Source organism: Ramlibacter sp. (genome assembly GCF_028292805.1).
GTDB lineage: Bacteria > Pseudomonadota > Gammaproteobacteria > Burkholderiales > Burkholderiaceae_C > Ramlibacter.
In genome coordinates, this window is sequence record NZ_JAQGLS010000160.1 from 26,603 (window position 1) to 44,080 (window position 17,478).

Annotated in this window: 15 protein-coding genes; 5 read left to right on the forward strand and 10 right to left on the reverse strand. The window is 69.3% G+C overall.

What is annotated here, in order from left to right; all coding sequences use genetic code 11:
* Positions 1-89: 89 nt before the first annotated feature.
* From JWP65_RS09700 to hydA, 10 genes are all read right to left on the reverse strand, one after another.
* Complete coding sequence (locus tag JWP65_RS09700) at positions 90-899, reverse strand: alpha/beta hydrolase (RefSeq protein ID WP_299763146.1); 810 nt, start codon at positions 897-899, stop codon at positions 90-92.
* A gap of 31 nt (positions 900-930) precedes the next feature.
* On the reverse strand, positions 931-1,761 hold the full coding sequence (locus tag JWP65_RS09705) for a proteasome-type protease (protein WP_299763148.1): 831 nt from the start codon (positions 1,759-1,761) through the stop codon (positions 931-933).
* On the reverse strand, positions 1,758-4,367 hold the full coding sequence (gene mutS / locus JWP65_RS09710) for a DNA mismatch repair protein MutS (RefSeq protein WP_299763150.1): 2,610 nt from the start codon (positions 4,365-4,367) through the stop codon (positions 1,758-1,760). Before mutS ends, JWP65_RS09705 begins: the two co-directional genes overlap by 4 nt.
* A gap of 41 nt (positions 4,368-4,408) precedes the next feature.
* Positions 4,409-5,185, reverse strand: a complete 777-nt coding sequence (locus JWP65_RS09715) for a fumarylacetoacetate hydrolase family protein (RefSeq protein WP_299763152.1) — start codon at positions 5,183-5,185, stop codon at positions 4,409-4,411.
* A gap of 36 nt (positions 5,186-5,221) precedes the next feature.
* Positions 5,222-6,628, reverse strand: coding sequence for an amidase (locus tag JWP65_RS09720; RefSeq protein ID WP_299763154.1), 1,407 nt, complete (start codon positions 6,626-6,628; stop codon positions 5,222-5,224).
* A 10-nt stretch (positions 6,629-6,638) separates the two neighbouring features.
* Complete coding sequence (locus JWP65_RS09725; protein WP_299763156.1) at positions 6,639-7,931, reverse strand: TRAP transporter large permease; 1,293 nt, start codon at positions 7,929-7,931, stop codon at positions 6,639-6,641.
* A complete protein-coding gene (locus tag JWP65_RS09730) occupies positions 7,928-8,488 on the reverse strand; it encodes a TRAP transporter small permease subunit (protein WP_299763158.1) in 561 nt (186 codons plus the stop codon). Before JWP65_RS09730 ends, JWP65_RS09725 begins: the two co-directional genes overlap by 4 nt.
* An 86-nt stretch (positions 8,489-8,574) precedes the next feature.
* Positions 8,575-9,630, reverse strand: a complete 1,056-nt coding sequence (locus JWP65_RS09735; RefSeq protein ID WP_299763160.1) for a TRAP transporter substrate-binding protein — start codon at positions 9,628-9,630, stop codon at positions 8,575-8,577.
* Between the two features lie 49 nt (positions 9,631-9,679).
* Positions 9,680-10,429, reverse strand: a complete 750-nt coding sequence (locus JWP65_RS09740; protein WP_299763162.1) for an aspartate/glutamate racemase family protein — start codon at positions 10,427-10,429, stop codon at positions 9,680-9,682.
* A gap of 7 nt (positions 10,430-10,436) precedes the next feature.
* Positions 10,437-11,852: a dihydropyrimidinase gene (gene hydA, locus JWP65_RS09745; protein WP_299763164.1), complete on the reverse strand. Its 1,416-nt coding sequence runs from the start codon at positions 11,850-11,852 to the stop codon at positions 10,437-10,439.
* Between the two features lie 312 nt (positions 11,853-12,164).
* Between hydA and JWP65_RS09750 the strand changes: the two genes are divergently transcribed.
* From JWP65_RS09750 to JWP65_RS09770, 5 genes are all read left to right on the forward strand, one after another.
* A complete protein-coding gene (locus tag JWP65_RS09750) occupies positions 12,165-12,890 on the forward strand; it encodes an aspartate/glutamate racemase family protein (RefSeq protein WP_299763166.1) in 726 nt (241 codons plus the stop codon).
* A 59-nt stretch (positions 12,891-12,949) separates the two neighbouring features.
* Complete coding sequence (locus tag JWP65_RS09755; protein ID WP_299763237.1) at positions 12,950-13,657, forward strand: GntR family transcriptional regulator; 708 nt, start codon at positions 12,950-12,952, stop codon at positions 13,655-13,657.
* 256 nt (positions 13,658-13,913) lie between these two features.
* On the forward strand, positions 13,914-14,681 hold the full coding sequence (locus JWP65_RS09760) for an ABC transporter ATP-binding protein (RefSeq protein ID WP_299763239.1): 768 nt from the start codon (positions 13,914-13,916) through the stop codon (positions 14,679-14,681).
* Entirely contained in the window at positions 14,668-16,590 is a 1,923-nt protein-coding gene (locus JWP65_RS09765; RefSeq protein WP_299763167.1) for a long-chain fatty acid--CoA ligase, read from the forward strand. The genes JWP65_RS09760 and JWP65_RS09765 overlap by 14 nt, the downstream gene beginning before the upstream one ends.
* Positions 16,590-17,477, forward strand: coding sequence for a branched-chain amino acid ABC transporter permease (locus JWP65_RS09770; RefSeq protein WP_299763169.1), 888 nt, complete (start codon positions 16,590-16,592; stop codon positions 17,475-17,477). The genes JWP65_RS09765 and JWP65_RS09770 overlap by 1 nt, the downstream gene beginning before the upstream one ends.
* Position 17,478: the final 1 nt, after the last annotated feature.

The following is a 17,478-nucleotide window of genomic DNA, read 5'->3' on the forward strand; positions in this document are numbered from 1 at the left end:
CGCGCTCGTGTCTGTGGGCCGCCGGACGACGGGCATGTAGGACGGCGACGTCGATGCTGCACTGCAGCAGTGCGCCGGGCCAAGCCGTTTCAGGTGCGCGCCGGCAGCGCCAGCAAGGACGCCTCGATGGCGGCGGCGCTGGCCACCGGCTTTTCCATGGGGAACAGGTGGCTGCCATCGAGCATCGTCACCCGGCCCTGAGTGACCTTGTGCGTCATCGCGGTGCCGACCCGCTTCATCTCCGCCGACTGCAAGCCGCCGATGAAAGCCACCGGGCAGCGCAGCGGATGCCGCTGCAGCAGCCGGTCGAGGTTGTCCGGCAAGGTGTTGTAGATCGCGGTCTCGACCTCGCGGTCGAACGCGAGCACGCGTTCGCCGCCGTCGTCGCGGGTGCCGTGGACGATGTAGTCGGTCAGCACCTGCGGATCCCAGCGCGCGAAGGCCTTCTTGTGGCGGAAGTGCTCCAGCGCCGCCTCGGGGGTGGGCCAGCGGTTCTTGCGCTTGCGGCTGATGGCGCCGGGCGAGACCGCCCCGACCAGCTGCGTGCCTTTGACGGCCCGCAGCGCCTGCGCCTTCCAGCCGCCCAGCAAGGGCGAGTCGAGCAGCAGCACGCCGCGCGCCAGCTGCGGATGGCGCGCCGCGCACATCACGCTCAGGAAGCCGCCCAGCGAATGGCCCACCAGGTAGGCCGGTTCGCCGGCCCTTTCCACCTCGCGCGCGGCGAAGTCGTGCAGTTGCTGCACCAGGGCAGGCCAGTTGTTGCTGGGCGCGTAGCGATCCTCGTGGCCGAACTTGTCCACTGCCTTGACCACGAAGCCGCGCGAGCGCAGCGACTTGAACAGCACGCCGTAGGTGGCCGCGGGAAAGCTGTTGGCGTGGGCGAAGACGATCAGCGACATGGCCGCCTCGTCGTCCCCGCGCGGCGATCGGTCAAATGAGCTTCTCTTCCGGCGTCGAGATCTTGCGCAGCGGCTTGTTGCGCGCGCCTGCCGCGGTCAGCAGCGGCGTCTCGGTGTGGGCGTCGTCCCAGACCGGGTCGTCCAGGCTGTCGAACACCTCGCGCAGCTTCTGGCCCCAGCCCGAATGCAGCATGCGGAAGTAGGGGTTCTGCATGTCGATGCAGACGACCTTGTCGGTCTCGAAGCGGTTGGCTTCGTACACCACCATGTCGAGCGGTGGGCCCACCGAGAGGTTGGACTTCATGGTGGAGTCCATCGACACCAGTGCGCACTTGGCCGCTTCGTCCAGCCCGGTGTCGGGCGTCAGCACGCGGTCCAGCACCGGCTTGCCGTACTTGTACTCGCCGATCTGGAAGTACGGGGTCTCGGGCGTGGCCTCGATGAAGTTGCCCGCCGAATAGACCTGGAACAGCCGCATGCCCTCGCCGGCGATCTGGCCGCCGAAGATCAGGTTGACGTTGAACTCGACGCCGGCCCGCTTGAGCGACTGGGCGTCGCGCTCGTAGACGTGCCGCACCGCCTGGCCCAGCACCCGGCAGGCGTCGAACATGCTGGTGGCGTTCCAGATGGTGACCGGGGCGCTTTCTGGCGTTTCCTTGAGCTGCTCGATCTGCAGGATCTCGCGCACCGACTGCGAGATGCTCAGGTTGCCCGCCGACAGCAGCACCATGAAGCGGTCGCCCGGCTTTTCGTAGATGATCATCTTGCGGTAGGTGCTGATGTTGTCCACGCCCGCGTTGGTGCGGGAGTCGGACAGGAACACCAGGCCCGCGTTCAGTTTGATGCCGACGCAATAGGTCATGACTTGAGTTTCTTGAGGGTGTAGAGGGCGTCCAGGGCTTCGCGGGGGCTGAGCGCGTCCGGGTCGATGGCGGCCAGGGCGGCTTCGACCCGGCTGGCCGGGCCTGCCTCGGCGGCCGGGGGCGCTGCGAACAAGTCTACCTGCTCCCGGCTTTGCTCCTGGTGCCGCTCCAGCGCCGCCAGCGCATGGCGCGCGTGGTTGACCACGCCGGCGGGCATGCCGGCCAGCTTCGCCACCTGGATGCCGTAGCTGCGGCTGGCCGGGCCCGGCTGGATCTCGTGCAGGAACACGATGTCGCTGCCCGACTCGGTCGCGCCAACGTGCACGTTGATCGCGCAGTGGTGCTTCGCCGGGAACTCGGTCAGCTCGAAGTAGTGCGTCGCGAACAGGGTGAAGGCTTGCGTCTTGTCGTGCAGGTGGGCGGCGATGCCCGAGGCCAGCGCCAGACCGTCGAAGGTGGAGGTGCCGCGGCCGATCTCGTCCATCAGCACCAGGCTTTGCGCGGTGGCGCCGTGCAGGATCTGCGCCGCCTCCGTCATCTCCACCATGAAGGTCGACTGCGCGTTGGCCAGGTCGTCGGCCGCGCCGATGCGGGTGTGGATGGCGTCGATCGGCCCGAGCCTGCAGGCCTGCGCCGGCACGTACGAGCCCATGGCCGCCAGCAGGCAGACCAGCGCCACCTGCCGCATGTAGGTCGACTTGCCGCCCATGTTGGGACCGGTGATCACCTGCATGCGCTGCCTGGGTCCCAGCCGCGTGTCGTTCGGGATGAAGCCGCCGCCGTGCGTCTCGGCCAGCCGCGCCTCCACCACCGGGTGCCGCCCTTGCGTGATCTCGATGCCGGGCTCGCGCATGAACTGCGGTCGGCACCAGTTCAGCGTCAGCGAGCGCTCGGCCAGCGCGCACAGCGCATCCAGCGACGCCAGCGCGCGCGCCAGCCGGGTCAGCGCCGGGATGTGTTCCTGCAGGGCGTCGAGCAGTTGCTCGTAGAGGAACTTCTCGCGCGCCAGCGCCCGCTCCTGCGCCGACAGCGCCTTGTCTTCGAAGGCCTTGAGCTCGGGCGTGATGAAGCGCTCGGCGTTCTTGAGTGTCTGGCGGCGGCGGTAGTCGGCCGGCACCTTGTCCAGCTGGCCTTGCGTGATCTCGATGTAGAAGCCGTGCACCTTGTTGAACTGCACCTTGAGGTTGGCGATGCCGCTGCGGGCCCGCTCCTTGACTTCGAGGTCGAGCAGGAAGCCGTCGCAGTTGTCCTGGATGGCGCGCAGCTCGTCGAGTTCGCCGTCGTGGCCGGTGGCGATCACCCCGCCGTCGCGCACCAGGGCCGCCGGCTCCTCGTGCAGGGTGGCCACCAGGCGCTCGGCGCAGCCGGGCGGCGGCTCCAGGTCGGTCGCCGCCTGGGCCAGCAGGCCGACCTGGCCATGCAGCAACGTGCCCACCTGCTGCGCCTTGGCCAGCGCCCAGCGCAGTCCCACCAGTTCGCGCGGTCGCACCTGGCGCAAGGCGATACGCGCGGTGATCCGTTCCACGTCGCTCACGCCCTTGAGTTCGGCGCGCAGCTTCTGCCAGCTGCCTTCGCGCAAGGCGGCGATGGCCTCCAGCCGCTGGGTGGGCAGGCCGCGGTCGCGCGGCGGCTCCAGCAGCCAGGACTTCAGGGCCCGGCTGCCCATGCCCGTCATGCAGGTGTCCAGCAGCGAGAACAGGGTGGGAGAGTCTTCGCCGCGCAGGGTCTGCACCAGCTCCAGGTTGCGCCGGGTGGCGGGCGGCAGCTCCAGCCGTTCGCCGTCGCGCACCACTTGCAGCTGCTGCACGTGCGACAGTGCCCGGCCTTGCGTGTGTTCGGCATAGGCGAGCAGGGCGGCGGCCGCCGCATGTGCCTGCGGCAGGTCTTCGGCGCCCCAGGCCGAAAGGCTGGCGGCGCGCAGCTGCTCCAGCAGCTTGCGCTGGCCCAGGCCGCTGTCGAACTGCCATTCCGGGCGTTCCGTCAACGGCATGCTGCCGGCGCTGCGCGCCGCCTGCAGCCGTTGCGTGAAGGCGGCGGTGACATCGGCGCTGTGCAGCAGCTCGCTCGGCCCGATGCGCGCCACCCAGTCGCCCAGGCCGTCGCCGTCGCATTCGGCCAGCTGGATCGCGCCTTGCGTGACACTCAGCCAGGCCAGTCCGACGCGGTTGCGCTGGCCCTGGTGCACGGCCAGCAGCACGGCCTCGGACTTTTCGGTGAGCAACGCGGTGTCGGTCAACGTGCCGGGCGTGACCACCCGCATCACCTTGCGCTCCACCGGCCCCTTGGTCGCGCCCACCTCGCCGACCTGTTCGCAAATGGCGACCGACTCGCCGGCGCGGATCAGGCGCGCCAGGTAGCCCTCCATCGAGTGGAACGGCACGCCCGCCATCAGCACCGGCTCGCCGGCCGACGCGCCGCGGCGTGTCAAGGTGATGTCGAGCAGCCGCGCGGCCTTCTCGGCGTCGTCGTAGAACAGCTCGTAGAAATCGCCCATGCGGTAGAACACGAGCGTCGTCGGGTGCTGCGCCTTGATGCCCAGGTACTGGACCATCATGGGGGTGTGCTTGCTCGGGTCGGGAGCGGCGGTGGCGGGGGACTGGGTCATGCAGGCGGGATTATCCCGTCCTCGGCCGGACCCGGCCACGCTCACAGCTGCACGCTGGCCTCCCCGATCCCCGCGAACGCCACCCGCACGCCATCGCCCTTGGCCGCGGCCAGCAGCCCGCACCACGTGCCGGTGGTGACGACCGTCCCCGCCGGCAGCGTGGCGCCGTCGCGGGTGGCGTGCTGGAGCCAGGTGGGCAGCAGCCAGGCCGGGTGGACCAGGGAGTGGGTGCCGACGAAGCGCGTGCTCGAGTCCCCGATCCACACTTCGCACACCTGCTTGCCCCAGTCGCGGTCCTGCCAAGGCTGGAAGCTGCCGAGCACCAGCGCGCCATGCGACTGCGCATCGGCCAGCTTCAGCAGCGCCGGCGCTGCGAAGCCCTGGGCCCAGCGCGAGTCGACCAGCTCGATCGAGACGGCGATGCCGTCCACCAGCCGCACCGCGTCCTCCCACGGGGCGGACTGCAACGCAGTAGCGGCGTGCGGCGTGACGTCGCGCGCCAGCCGCAGCGCCACTTCCGCTTCCACCATGCGGTGGTTGAACGGCAGGAAGGACGCATCGGCGCCGCTGGCGAGCAGGCCGACCGACGGCAGGCCCGCATGGGTCAGCGTCGCGGTGCGCGACGGGCCACCGGCCTTCCAGGCGCCGCAGCGGGCCGGGTTGTCGCCCAGACCCTGCAGCACGAGGTCCTGAACCAGGTAGGCATCGGCGGCATCGCGCACGGCGCCGGCCAGCGCGGTGGCATCGGCCAGGGGACCGCCACGGCGGGCAGCGAGCAGGGCCGCGGCGACGGCGGCAAGGGCTGGGGTGGTGTTCATCCCCGAAGTATCGACCGGGCCGGGCATGCGTTGGCGTCAGAGCGGGGGCCAGCGCTCGGCCCAGGGGTGCGCGGCTTCGTAGCCAGCGCCCAGGTCCAGCAACAGGTCGTCGCCGCCGTAGCGGCCAACCACTTGCATGCCGATCGGCAGGCCCTCGCGCGACGGCGCGCAAGGCAGCGCCAGCGCCGGCAGGCCGGCCGCATTGACCCACCCGGTGTAGATCGCATGGCCGCGCGGCCCGACGTCCTGGCCGTCGATGCGCAGCGGGTAGGCGTCCTGCGCCGGCCAGGGCAAGGCGGCGGCGCAGGGCAGCGCGATCGCGTCGACATGCTCGAACAGGGTGGCTGCGTCGCGCCGCAGCTGCCTGACCCGCTCCAGAATGTCCCACAGCCGCGAAGCGGGGATCCGCTCGCCCAGTTCCGCCATGTCGCGGTATTTCTGAGAGGCGGCGGCCTGCCACTTCGGCGCATGCTCGAACAGCCGCGCCAGGCCGGCCTGGCCGATCTGCGGCCAGGCGGCGGCGAAGAAATCGAGGTCGAGAGACAAGGGGCCGCGCTCGACGCGATGACCGAGCGCGGCGAGCTGGTCCACGGCACCGGCCACGCTGGCGGCCACCTGCGGGTCGAGCGGGGCGGCGCCGAAGCGCTCGACATACAAGATGCGCAGCGGCCCGGCGCTGGCCGGCTGTCCGGCGGCATGGGCCGCGGCCAGCGACGAGCGATCCACCGCGGCCGGGCCGCGCATCACCTCGAACAGCAGCCGCACGTCGGCCACCGTGCGCGCCAGCGGTCCGACCACCTCGAAGTCCAGCAGCAGGCTGGGCAGCACGTGCTCGCGCGGCACCGCCGACAGCGACGGCTTGAGGCCCACCACGCCGGTGTGGGAGGCAGGCCGGCGAATCGAGCCGCCGCCGTCCTGCCCGATCGCCAGCGGCGCGATCCCCGCCGCCAGCGCCGCGACGCCGCCGCCGGTGGAGCCGCCCGGCGTCAGCGCCAGGTCCCATGGATTGCGGGTGGCGCCGAACACCGGGTTGTCGGTGTAGCCCTCCAGCGCGAACTCGGGCACGTTGGTCTTGCCCACCATCAGCGCGCCGCCCGCGCGGGCCCGCGCCACCGCCAGTTCGTCGTGGCCGGTGCGGTGGTCACGCAAGGCGGGGCAGCCCCAGGTGGTCGGCAGGTCGGCGGTGTAGAGGCTGTCCTTGACCGTCAGCGGAATGCCGTCGATGGGCGACAGCGGCGCGCCGCGCGCCCAGCGATCGGTGGCGGCCCGCGCCTCGGCGATGAAGGCCGCGTCGCGCCGGGCCACCACCGCGTTGATGCGCGGGTTCACTGCCTGCAGCCGCCCCAGGCAGTCCTGGGCGACGGCCAGCGGCGTGAGACTGCGGTCCCGGTAGCGCCGCGCCAGTTCGGTGGCCGGCAGGCGCCACAGGTTGTTGTCGCTCATGGCATGGTTCCTACATGCGGCTGGGCAGCCATGTGGCCAGCCCGGGCACGGCCAGCAGCAGCAGCGTGAACAGGATCATGATCACCGCGTACGGCAGCGCGCCCCAGATCGCGTCCTCGATCCCGCCCTTGTCGGGCCGGATGCCGTGCACCACGAACAGGTTCATGCCCACTGGCGGCGTGATCAGCCCCAGCTCGCACATCAGCACGATGAAGATGCCGAACCAGATCGGGTCCACGCCCAGGGCCACCGCGATCGGGTAGGTGATGGGAATGGTGGCGACCTGCATCGACAGCACGTCCATGAACATGCCCAGGATCAGGTAGAACATGATCAGCACCAGGATCAGGCCGGTGGCCGACAGGCCCAGGCCCGTCACCCACTTCGTCATGGCCTCGGCCACGCCGGTCAGGCTGAGGGCCAGGTTCAGGATGAAGGCCGCCGTCATGATCAGCAGGATCATGCCGCTGACGCGGGCGGTGGAGACGAAGCAGTTGCGCAGCAGCTCCCGGCTCATCTTGCCCGAGTGCACCACGAACACCAGCGCGGCCATCACGCCCAGGGCGGCGCTTTCGGTGGTGGTGGCGATGCCGAAGTACAGGCTGCCCATGACGATGCCGAACACCACCAGCGGCGGGATCAGGTGCACCAGGCTGCGGAACTTGTCGCCCCAGGACACCTTGGCTTCCCGCATCACGTTGCCACTGAGCAGGCTGGACAGCGCGATGTACAGCATGAAGCAACCCGTCAGCAGCAGGCCGGGGATGATGCCGGCGATGAACAGCTGGCCGATCGAGTTGTTGGTGAGCGAGCCGTAGACGATCATGTTCACGCTGGGCGGGATCAGGATGCCGAGCGTGCCGCCGGCGGCCAGGCTGCCCAGCGAAGCGCGCATCGAATAGCCGCGCCGCATCAGGGAGGGCAGGGCCACGGTGCCGACGGTCGCGGCGGTCGCCACGGAGGAGCCGGAGGTTGCCGCGAACATGGCGCAGCTGCCGATGTTGGTGTGCAGCAGGCCGCCGGGCAGCCGCCCCAGCCATGCCGACAGCGCGATGTACATGCGGTCGGCGATGCCCGATCGCAGCAGCAGCTCGCCCAGCAGCACGAACAGCGGGATGCAGGTGAGCAGGTTCTCGTTGTGCACGCCCCAGACCACCGGGGCGATCGAGTCCATGAAGGGAATGCCATAGGCGGCGATGCCGCCGACGATGCCCACCAGCGCCATCGCCACGGCAATGGGCAGGCCCACCAGCATCATGGCCAGCATCGCGGCGAACGCGATGCCAAACAGGGGCAGCATCATGGCTTGGCTCCTTCGGTCGACTGGCGCACGGCCAGGTCGTCCAGTTCTTCCTTCAACTCTTCCTTGGCGCTCTTCGGATGGAAGTCCTGGTTCAGCACGTCCAGCCGCCCGCTGGCGAGCAGCACGGTGGCGCGCAAGGCGAGCCCGGTTCCCACCAGCGCGAAGATCACCAGGCCCGCATACCAGACCGATTGCGGCCACACCAGCGGCGTGGCCCAGGGCGTCTGCGCGGTGCTGCCGTAGGCCAGCGTGTCGGCCAGCACCTTGGTGGCCACCCAGGCCATGAAGATGCCGAACGCGGCCATGCTGGCGATGGAGAACCAGTTCAGGAAGGCCTGCACCCGGCGCGGCATGCGCTCGTGGAACACGTCGACCCGGATGTGGTTGCGGCCCATCAGCGCCAGGCTGAAGGCGATGGTGCAGCCGACCGCCAGCGCATAGCCCCCCAGTTCGTCGGCGCCCTGCAGGGAGATGTTGAAGGCCTTGCGGGCGATGGTCTCCACGGTGACCACGCCGGCGAGCGCCAGGAAGATGGAGCCGAAGGCCCAGGCCAGCATGTTCTCGATGTGCTGCTTCGCCGCGGCTGCGGTCGTCGCGGGGGCCGCGCCAGGCGCGCCCGCCTTCAGAGTGGACGCACCGGAGTTCACTTCAGCCCCAGCACCGGCGCAACTTGCGCCTTCCATTGCGCGGAACAGCCGGCGTTGGACTTGTCGCAGATCTCCGCCCAGGTGGGCAGCGAGACCTTGCTCACGGCGCTGCGGATCAGCTCATTGTCGGCGGGCGTGACCGGCACGTTCACCAGCTTGAACTTCTTGCCGGTGGTGCACGGGTCCTTGCCGGCGTTGCAGTTCAGTGCGTCCTGGAACAGCTCCTCCGAATAGACCCAGATTTCCTCGGTCAGCTTGTCGAAGGCCGCGGTCATCTTCGCCTGCTGGTCGGGCTTGAGCTGGTTCCAGGCCTTGAGCGTGATGGCATAGCCGTTCAATGCCATCTGGAAGCCCAGCGGCAACTGGTGCGTGGTCACTTCCGGCCAGCCGGCGGAGTTGGCGGAACTGGGGCCGGTGATGGCGCAATCCACCACGCCCAGCGACAGCGACTGGTGGGTGTCGGCGAACGAGACCGGCACCGGGGTGCCGCCGACCATCTCGATGAACTTTGCCAGGTTCTGGTCGTAGACCCGGACCTTCATGCCCTTGATGTCGGCCAGCTGGGTGATCGCTTTCTTGCAGAACAGGATCTGCGGGCCGAACGGCCAGACGCCCAGCAATTTCACGTTGAACTGCTTTTGCAGGCGCTGGTCGACCGTGTTGAAGTAGGCCTTGGAGACCTTGCGGCCGGTGGCGTAGTCGGGCGAGGCGCCCACCAGGTCCAGGCCCAGCAGCGTCGGCTCGTCGCGCGAGTTTTGCGAGACGCGCAGCGAGACCAGGTCGAACAGGCCGGCCTTCATCACGCGCAACTGCTCGGTGTCCTTCAGGCCCAGCGTGTCGATCGGCTTGTAGTCGACGTCGACCGGCAGCCCGGTGCGCGCCGCGAAGTTCTCGAAGAACACCTGCTCCTTGTTCTTCTGGATCAGGCCGGTGGCCAGCGGCTGGCCGATGGCCTTGAACTTGATGCGGTCCTGGGCGATGGCGGGACTGGCCAGCAGGCTGCAGCCGAGGGCGGCGCAGGCCAGCAGGCGGGACACGGTGGTGACGGTCATCGGGGAGCTCCTTGGGTGGATCGAGAGGGAGGGAACGGTTGGAAGAAAACTAGCGGCGGCCGGCGTGGAGCAGGCGCGCGATGGCGGCGGGCAAACCCTGGTGGGGCTTGGCGGGCGGGGCGGCGAAGCTGCCGTGTAGGGCGCGCCCGGGCTGCAGCGCGACCAGGGTTTCGGCGTGGCGCACGGCGCTCGAGACGCCGTCGACCACCGGCACCGGCAGCTGGCCGTGCAGCGAGCGAGCGAGGCCGGCCAGCGGCGCGCCTGCGAGCACGATGACTTCGGCACCGTCTTCGTCGACCGCGCGTTCGGCCAGTGCCTTGAGTGCGGCGGCATGCGCGTCCTGGATGCCGCCGATACTGGCCAGCGGCCGGTCCAGCGCGCGGATGCTGGCCAGCCGGCTGCCGAAGCCGTAGCCTTCGATGATTTCGCGGTACCAGGCCTGGATGCGCTGCGAGATCGCGATCACCGAGATCCGGTGGCCCAGCAAATGGGCGCTTGCCAGCGCCGCCTCGGTCAGGCCGGTGACCGGCACCGGCAGCACTTCGCGCAGGGCGGTCAGGCCCGGGTCGCCGAAGGCGGCGACCACCACCGCGTCGTAGCCCGCGTGGTGCTCGCCGGCCAGCTGCGCCGTGGCATAGGCGCCGATCAGCGCCTCGAAGCGCGTTTCGATGTAGGCCACGCCCAACGGCGCCGTCACCACGTCGATCTCGGTGCCGGGCGCGGCGCTGCGCTGCGCCTCGGCCAGGATCAGCGCCGACACGCTGTCGGAGATGTTGGGATTGATCAGGAGCAGCCGCATGCTTGCCTCAGGCGCGGCGCGGCAGCAGCGAAGGCTGGCCGCACGGCAGGAAGCGGCCGTGGCCGGCGCGGCCGGTGAACGACTGGCCGTCCCACACCACTTCGCCGCGGCTGAGCGTCAGGCCCGGCCAGGCCTTCAGCCGCATGCCGGCGTAGGGCGTGTAGTCGACGGCGTGGTGCAGCTGCTCGTTGCGCAGCACCAGTTCGCGCTCGTCCCAGACCACCAGGTCGGCGTCGCTGCCAACGGCGATGGTTCCCTTGCCCGGATGCAGCCCGTAGGCCTTGGCCGGATTGGTGGCGGTGAGTTCCACGAACTTCTGCAGGGTGATGCGCCCGCCCAGAACGCCTTCGGAATAGAGCAGCGGCAGCCGCGTCTCCAGCCCCGGGATGCCGTTGGGGATGTGGCGGAACGCCACTTCCTCGCCGCCCGGCTTCTTGCCGTGTTCGCCTTCGTAGGTAAAGGGCGCGTGGTCGGACGAGAACACCGTGAACAGGCCGTCGGCCAGGCCGTTCCAGATCACTTCCTGGTTGCCCTTGTCGCGCGGCGGCGGGCTGCAGATGCAGCGGGCGCCGTGGTAGCTGTCGTCGATGCCCAGATCCTCTGCGGTCAGGAACAGGTATTGGGGGCAGGTTTCCGCAAACACCTGCAGGCCTTGCGCGCGGGCCCAGCGGATCTGCTCGATGGCTTCGCGGCCGGAGACGTGGACGATCAGGATCGGCACGTCCACCAGCTGCGACAGCGCGATCGCGCGGTGGGTCGCCTCGCGCTCCACCAGCATCGGCCGCGCCTGGGCGTGCCAGCGCGGCGCGGTGCGGCCGGCGGCCTCCAGCCGTTTGGTCAGCCACGCGATGCAGTCGGCGTTTTCCGCATGGACCATGGCCATGGCGCCGTGCTGGCGCGCCACGTCGAGCACGTCGAGCATCTGGCCGTCGTCGAGCTTGAGGTCGTCGTAGGTCATGTAGACCTTGAACGAGGTGTAGCCCCGGGCGATCAGCGCCGGCAGCTCCTGCGCCAGCACCCGCGGCGTCGGGTCGCTCACGATCAGGTGGAAGGCGTAGTCCACCGCTGCCTTGCCTTCCGCGCGGGCGTGGTAGTCCTGCACCGCGGCGGCCAGCGACTGGCCCTTGGCCTGGGCGGCGAACGGAATCACCGTGGTGGTGCCGCCGCAGGCCGCCGAGCGGGTGCCGGTGATGAAATCGTCCGCCATCCTGGCCGGGCCGTCCATCGGCTGGTCCAGGTGGCAGTGGGCATCGACGCCGCCGGGCGTGACGGTGCGGCCACGGGCGTCGATTTCGCGGTCGCCGGCGGGCAAGCCGGCGCCGAGCAGCGCGATGCGGCCGTCCCGGATCCCGATGTCGCAAGGGAAGGTGTCGCTGGCGGTTGCCACCAGCGCATTGCGGATGACGAGGTGCAGGCTGTTCACGCCGGCACCCTTTGCACCAGGAGGGGGCGACAGTAACACCATAGAAGTGCGGACACAGTTGTCGACATTCGTTTGTTGGTCAATTTGAAAGCGGGCGGCGTTGTCATGGCAGTTGGGAGGGCTGGTTGCAACTTCCGGGCCACGGTGCGTGGGGCTACCGGACTTGGTACGAGGGAAAGGATCGACCATGGGACTCGGATCGGCGTCTGTGTTTACATGGATGTCGACAAAGTAGTCATTGATTTGTTGAGAGCATTGCCGCGATCCCTCATACTTCGCCTTCGCATTGCCGCTCTTCATGGAGGAACTTGCATGAGCCAACCGCTGCGTCTGGGGGTGCTGACCCCTTCTTCCAACACCGCGCTGGAGCCGCTCACCAGCGCGCTGGTGGCCGCGTTGCCGAACGCCAGCGCCCATTTCTCCCGCTTCAAGGTGACGCAGATCGCGCTGGATGCGGCCGCCCTGGGCCAGTTCGACGACAGCAAGATCCTGGCGGCGGCCGACCTGCTGGCGGACGCCAAGGTCGATGTGATCGGCTGGAGCGGCACCTCGTCCGGCTGGCTCGGCTTCGATGCCGACCACCGGCTGTGCGAGCGCATCCGCGAACGCACCGGCATCCCGGCCACCACGGCGGTGCTGGCCCTCAACGAGTTGCTGGCGATCCGGCGGGTGCGGCGGCTGGCCCTGGTCACGCCCTACACCGACGACGTGCAGGCCCGGATCGTCGCCAACTACCGCGCCCTGGACATCGAGGTGGTCGCCGAGCGCCACCTGGGCATCCGCGTCAACCACGACTTTGCCGCCGTCGCGCCGCAGGCTTTGTCGGAACTGATGGCGCAAGTGGCCCAAGCCAGGCCGCAGGCGATCACCACCTTTTGCACCAACCTGCGGGCCGCGCCGCTGGCCGCGCAGGTCGAACGCACCCACGGCATCGCCCTGCTGGACACGGTCAGCACCACGGTGTGGGGCATGGTGCGCGCGGCCGGCGGCTCGCCCGCCACCATCACCGGCTGGGGGGAGCTGTTCCAATGGACCTGACCTCCGGCCGCGGCAAGGGCGCCGATAGAATGGCCGCCGACCGCCACTCCCCCGCCGCCATGCCCGACTCCGCGCGCAAGACGACAGCCAGCCGCGCCGAGCGCGAGAAAAGCGTCGATGAGATCTACGAGAAGATCTACATCGCGATCCTCGAGCACCGCCTGCATCCCGGCACCAAGCTGGGCGAGGAGCGCATGGCCGACATCTTCGGCGTCAGTCGCGCGCGGGTGCGCGAGGTGCTGGCCCGGCTGGCCCACGAGCAGATCGTGGAGCTGGTTCCGCAGCGCGGCGCCTACGTCGCCAAGCCCACCACTGAGCAGGCCCGCGATGTGTTCGAGGCGCGCCGACTGATCGAGCCGGCGGTGCTACGGAGGCTGGTGGACACGCTCACGCCGGAAAAGATCGCGCGGCTGCGCCAGCACCAGGAGCTGGAGGCGGATGCGCGCCGGCGCAACGACAAGCGCGCGGTGATCCGGCTGTCCGGCGAGTTCCACACGCTGGCGGCCGAACTGGCCGGCAACTCGGCGCTCTCGCGCAGCATGCGCGAGCTATGCATGCTGACCTGCCTGACCATCTTCCTGTACGACGCGCCGACGGCGCAGAGCTGCCGTCACGATGAACACGAGCTGATCATCGAGGCGGTGGCCAGGCGCGACCGGGCGCGGGCCGAGAAGCTGATGCTCGACCACCTCGACCACATCGAGGGCAGCCTGCAGCTGGACAACGCCAACGGCGAAGTCGACCTCGAGGCGATCTTCAAATCCTGACGACGGCGCCTGCGCCGGATTGGCATCCTGGCGACAATTAGGCAGCCAGTTGCCTATCGTGGTGCCCGCCGGCGGAGTGGCCGCCTAGCGTAATCCATGAGAACAAGCCGCCGTCGCGGCCTTGCGCACGTTTCGCAACCTGCCTAGCATTCGGCCACACGTTGTCATATCGCCGCCTTGCCGCTTCGGCCGGGCCGCGACTGGAACAAGGAGACGACGCAAGGTGACAGCGACGCACGCAAACGGTCCCGCGCGGGTGCTCGAGTGCACCGGCGTGGAACGCCGCTTCGGCGGGCTGGTGGCGGTGACGGGCGTCGACCTGCACGTGGACAAAGGCGAGATTTTCGGCCTGGTCGGCCCCAACGGCAGCGGCAAGACGACGCTGACCAACGCCATCACCGGCTTCTATCCGCCGCAGCGGGGCCGCATCCTGCTGCATGGCCAGGACATCACCGGCCTGGCGCCGCACAAGGTGGCGCGGCGTGGCGTGGCCCGCACCTTCCAGAACCTGGCGCTGTTCAACGGCATGAGCGTGCTGGACAACATCCTGCTCGGACGCCACGTGCACATGCACCCTGGCGTGTTCCGCACCTTGCTCTACCCCTGGCTGGCGCGGCCCGAGGAGATCGCCAACCGCGCGGTGGTGGAGGAAGTGATCGACTTCATGCAGCTCCAAGGGGTGCGCGACGAGCCGGTGGAAGCCATCCCGCTGGGCCTGAAAAAGCGGGTGGAACTGGCGCGGGCGCTGGTGGCCCAGCCCAGCTTCCTGATCCTGGACGAGCCCATGGCCGGCATGAACCAGGAAGAAAAGGAGTACATGGCGCGCTTCATCCTGGATGCGCGCGATGAACGCGGGGTGACGGTGATGCTCATCGAGCACCACATGGACATCATCACCGGCATCTGCGACCGCATGCTGGTGCTCAACTACGGCGAGGTGATCCAGACCGGCATCCCGCGCGAGGTGATCGCCGACCCGCGCGTGATCAAAGCCTACCTGGGGGGCGCGCATGCAGCGGCCTGAAGGCGCCAGCTGGGACTTCGAGCCGGCCACCACGCTGGTGCGGCTGCTGGCCGCCAACGCCGCCACCCATCCGGACCAGGTCGCCTTTCGCGAGAAGGACCGAGGCATCTGGCAGCAGACCACCTGGGCCCAGGTGCACGAGACGGTGCTGCGCTGCGCCGCCGGCCTGCAGGCAGCGGGGCTGGCGCCGGAAAGGGGCGTGCTGGTGCTGGGCGACAACCGCCCGCGCCTGTACATGGGCATGCTGGCCGCCGGCGCGCTGGGCGCCTACGCGATGCCGGTGTACCCGGACGCGACGCCCGACGAAATCATGCACGTCGACAGCGAAGTGCATGTGAGCTTCGTGCTGGCGGAAGACCAGGAGCAGGTCGACAAGGCGCTCGACTTGCGCGAGCGCGGCGCGCGCATCGAGCACATCGTCTACGACAACCCGCGCGGGCTGGCCCGCTACACGGCGCCGGGCCTGATCTCCTGGGCCGACCTGGAGCAGCGCGGCGCGCAGCGGCTGGCCGGCCAGCCCGGCCTGCGCGAGCAGCTGCTGGCACTGGCGCGGCCGGACGGCCCCGCGGTGTTCATCCATTCGTCCGGCACCACCGGCAAGCCCAAGGGCCTGGTGCTGAGCCACCGCAACATCCTCAGCGGCGTGCGCAACGCCCACCGGGCCGGCGCCTTCGACTTCGGCGATTCCGTCCTGGCCTACCTGCCGATGGCCTGGGTGGGCGACTTCTCCATGACCATGGGTGCGGGCGTGGCGCTGCGCTTCACGATCAACATTCCGGAAGGCGCCGAGACGGTGCTGCACAACCTGCGCGAGATCGCGCCGAGCTTCTACCTGGCGGCGCCGCGCAGCTGGGACAACATGCTGACCACGGTGCAGGTCCGAATGGAAGACTCGAGCCGCCTGAAAAAGGCGCTGTACGAACTGTTCATGCAGTCGGCCATCGCCGCCGAGAGGCGCAAGCTCTCCGGGCAGGAGCCGACCGCCGCCCAGAAGCTGCTGCGGCCGATCGGCGAATGGCTGGTGATGGGCCCGATCAAGGACCAGCTGGGCATGAGCCGCTTGCGCAATGCCTTCACCGGCGGCGAGGCGATCGGCGAAGACACCTTCGTGTTCTACCGGGCGCTGGGCGTCAAGCTGCGCCAGCTCTATGGCCAGACCGAGAGCAGCGCCTTCAATGCGATGCAGTCGCCCGACGAGGTGCGGCTGCACACGGTGGGCCGGCCGCTCCCCGGCGTGCAAGTCAAGATCGCCGACAGTGGTGAGATCATGATCCGATCGGGCAGCGTGTTCCGCGGCTACTACGGCAACGAGGCCGCATCGCGCGAGTCGCTGGACGACGGCTGGCTGCGCACCGGCGATGCCGGCTACCTGGAGCCCGACGGACAGCTGGTGGTGCTGGGCCGGGTTTCCGAAGTGGTGCACACCGCGCAGGGCGAGCGCTACATCCCGAACTACATCGAAAACCGCCTGAAGTTCAGTCCCTACGTCAAGGACGTGGCGGTGCTGGGCAAGGGCCGCGGCACGCTGGGCGCGATCGTCTGCGTCGACAAGGAGACGGTGGGCCACTGGGCCGAGATGCGCGGCATCTCGTACATCTCCTACGCCGACCTGTCGCAAAAGCCCGAGGTGATCGAGCTGCTGGCCGGCGCTGTGCGGCATGTCAACACCACGCTGCCCGACGGCCTGAAGCTGCGCCACATCGTCAGCCTGCACAAGGAGTTCGACGCTGACGACGGCGAGATCACCCGCACCCGAAAGCTGCGGCGCAACGTGGTGGAGGAGCGCTACGCGCCCATCATCGACGCGATCTATGGCGGGCAGCGGACGGTCGCCATGCGCGCCACGGTGGTCTACGAAACGGGCGAGATCGGCGTGACCGAACGGCTGCTGACGGTGAAGGAAATCTGATGGACGTCATGTACTTCCTGGAACTCGCCATCAACGGCGGGCTCGCCGGCCTGATGTACGCGCTGGTGGCGATGGGCATCGTGCTGATCTACAAGTCATCGTCGGTGCCCAACCTGGCGCAGGGCGCGCTGACCATGCTGGGCGCCTACCTGGTGCTGGGATTGTCCGACGCCCTGGGCCTGCCGCTGTGGCTGGCCATTCCGGCGGCGGTGGTTGCCATGTTCTTCGTCGGCGTCGGCATCGAGCGGGTCGCGCTGCGCCGGCTGGCCGGCCGTCCCATCGTGATGATCCTGATGATGACGCTGGGCATCGACATCTTCCTGCGCGCCACCACCATGACGCTCTGGGGCGGCAGCGGCCGGCCGATGCGCCTTGGCATTCCGGACTCGCCGCTGTTCCTGGGGCCGCTGCTGCTCAATCGGGCCTACGTGGTCGGCGCCGCTGTCACGCTGGTGCTGTTCGTGATCTTCATGCTGTTCTTTCGCAGCCGGCAAGGCGTGGTGCTGCGCGCGATTGCCGACGACTACACCGCTTCCTGGTCGGTGGGCATTTCGGTGGAGCGCGGGGTCGCCTTGTCGTGGGCGCTGTCGGCGGTCGTGGCCACCACGGCCGGCGTGCTGTGGGGCTCGGTGCAGACGGTGGACCAGTCGCTCTCGCTGCTGCTGCTGAAAGGAGTGACGGTGGCGGTGCTGGGCGGCATGGACAGCCTGGGCGGGGCGGTGCTGGCGGGGATGCTGCTGGGCATGCTGGAGAACGTGGCGTCGGGCTACCTGGACCCGCTGCTCGGTGGCGGCACCCGTGAGCTGGTGGTGGCCGCGGTGCTGATCCTGACCATCATGATCCGGCCGCACGGCCTGTTCGGCCGCCACGACATCGAGAGGATCTAAC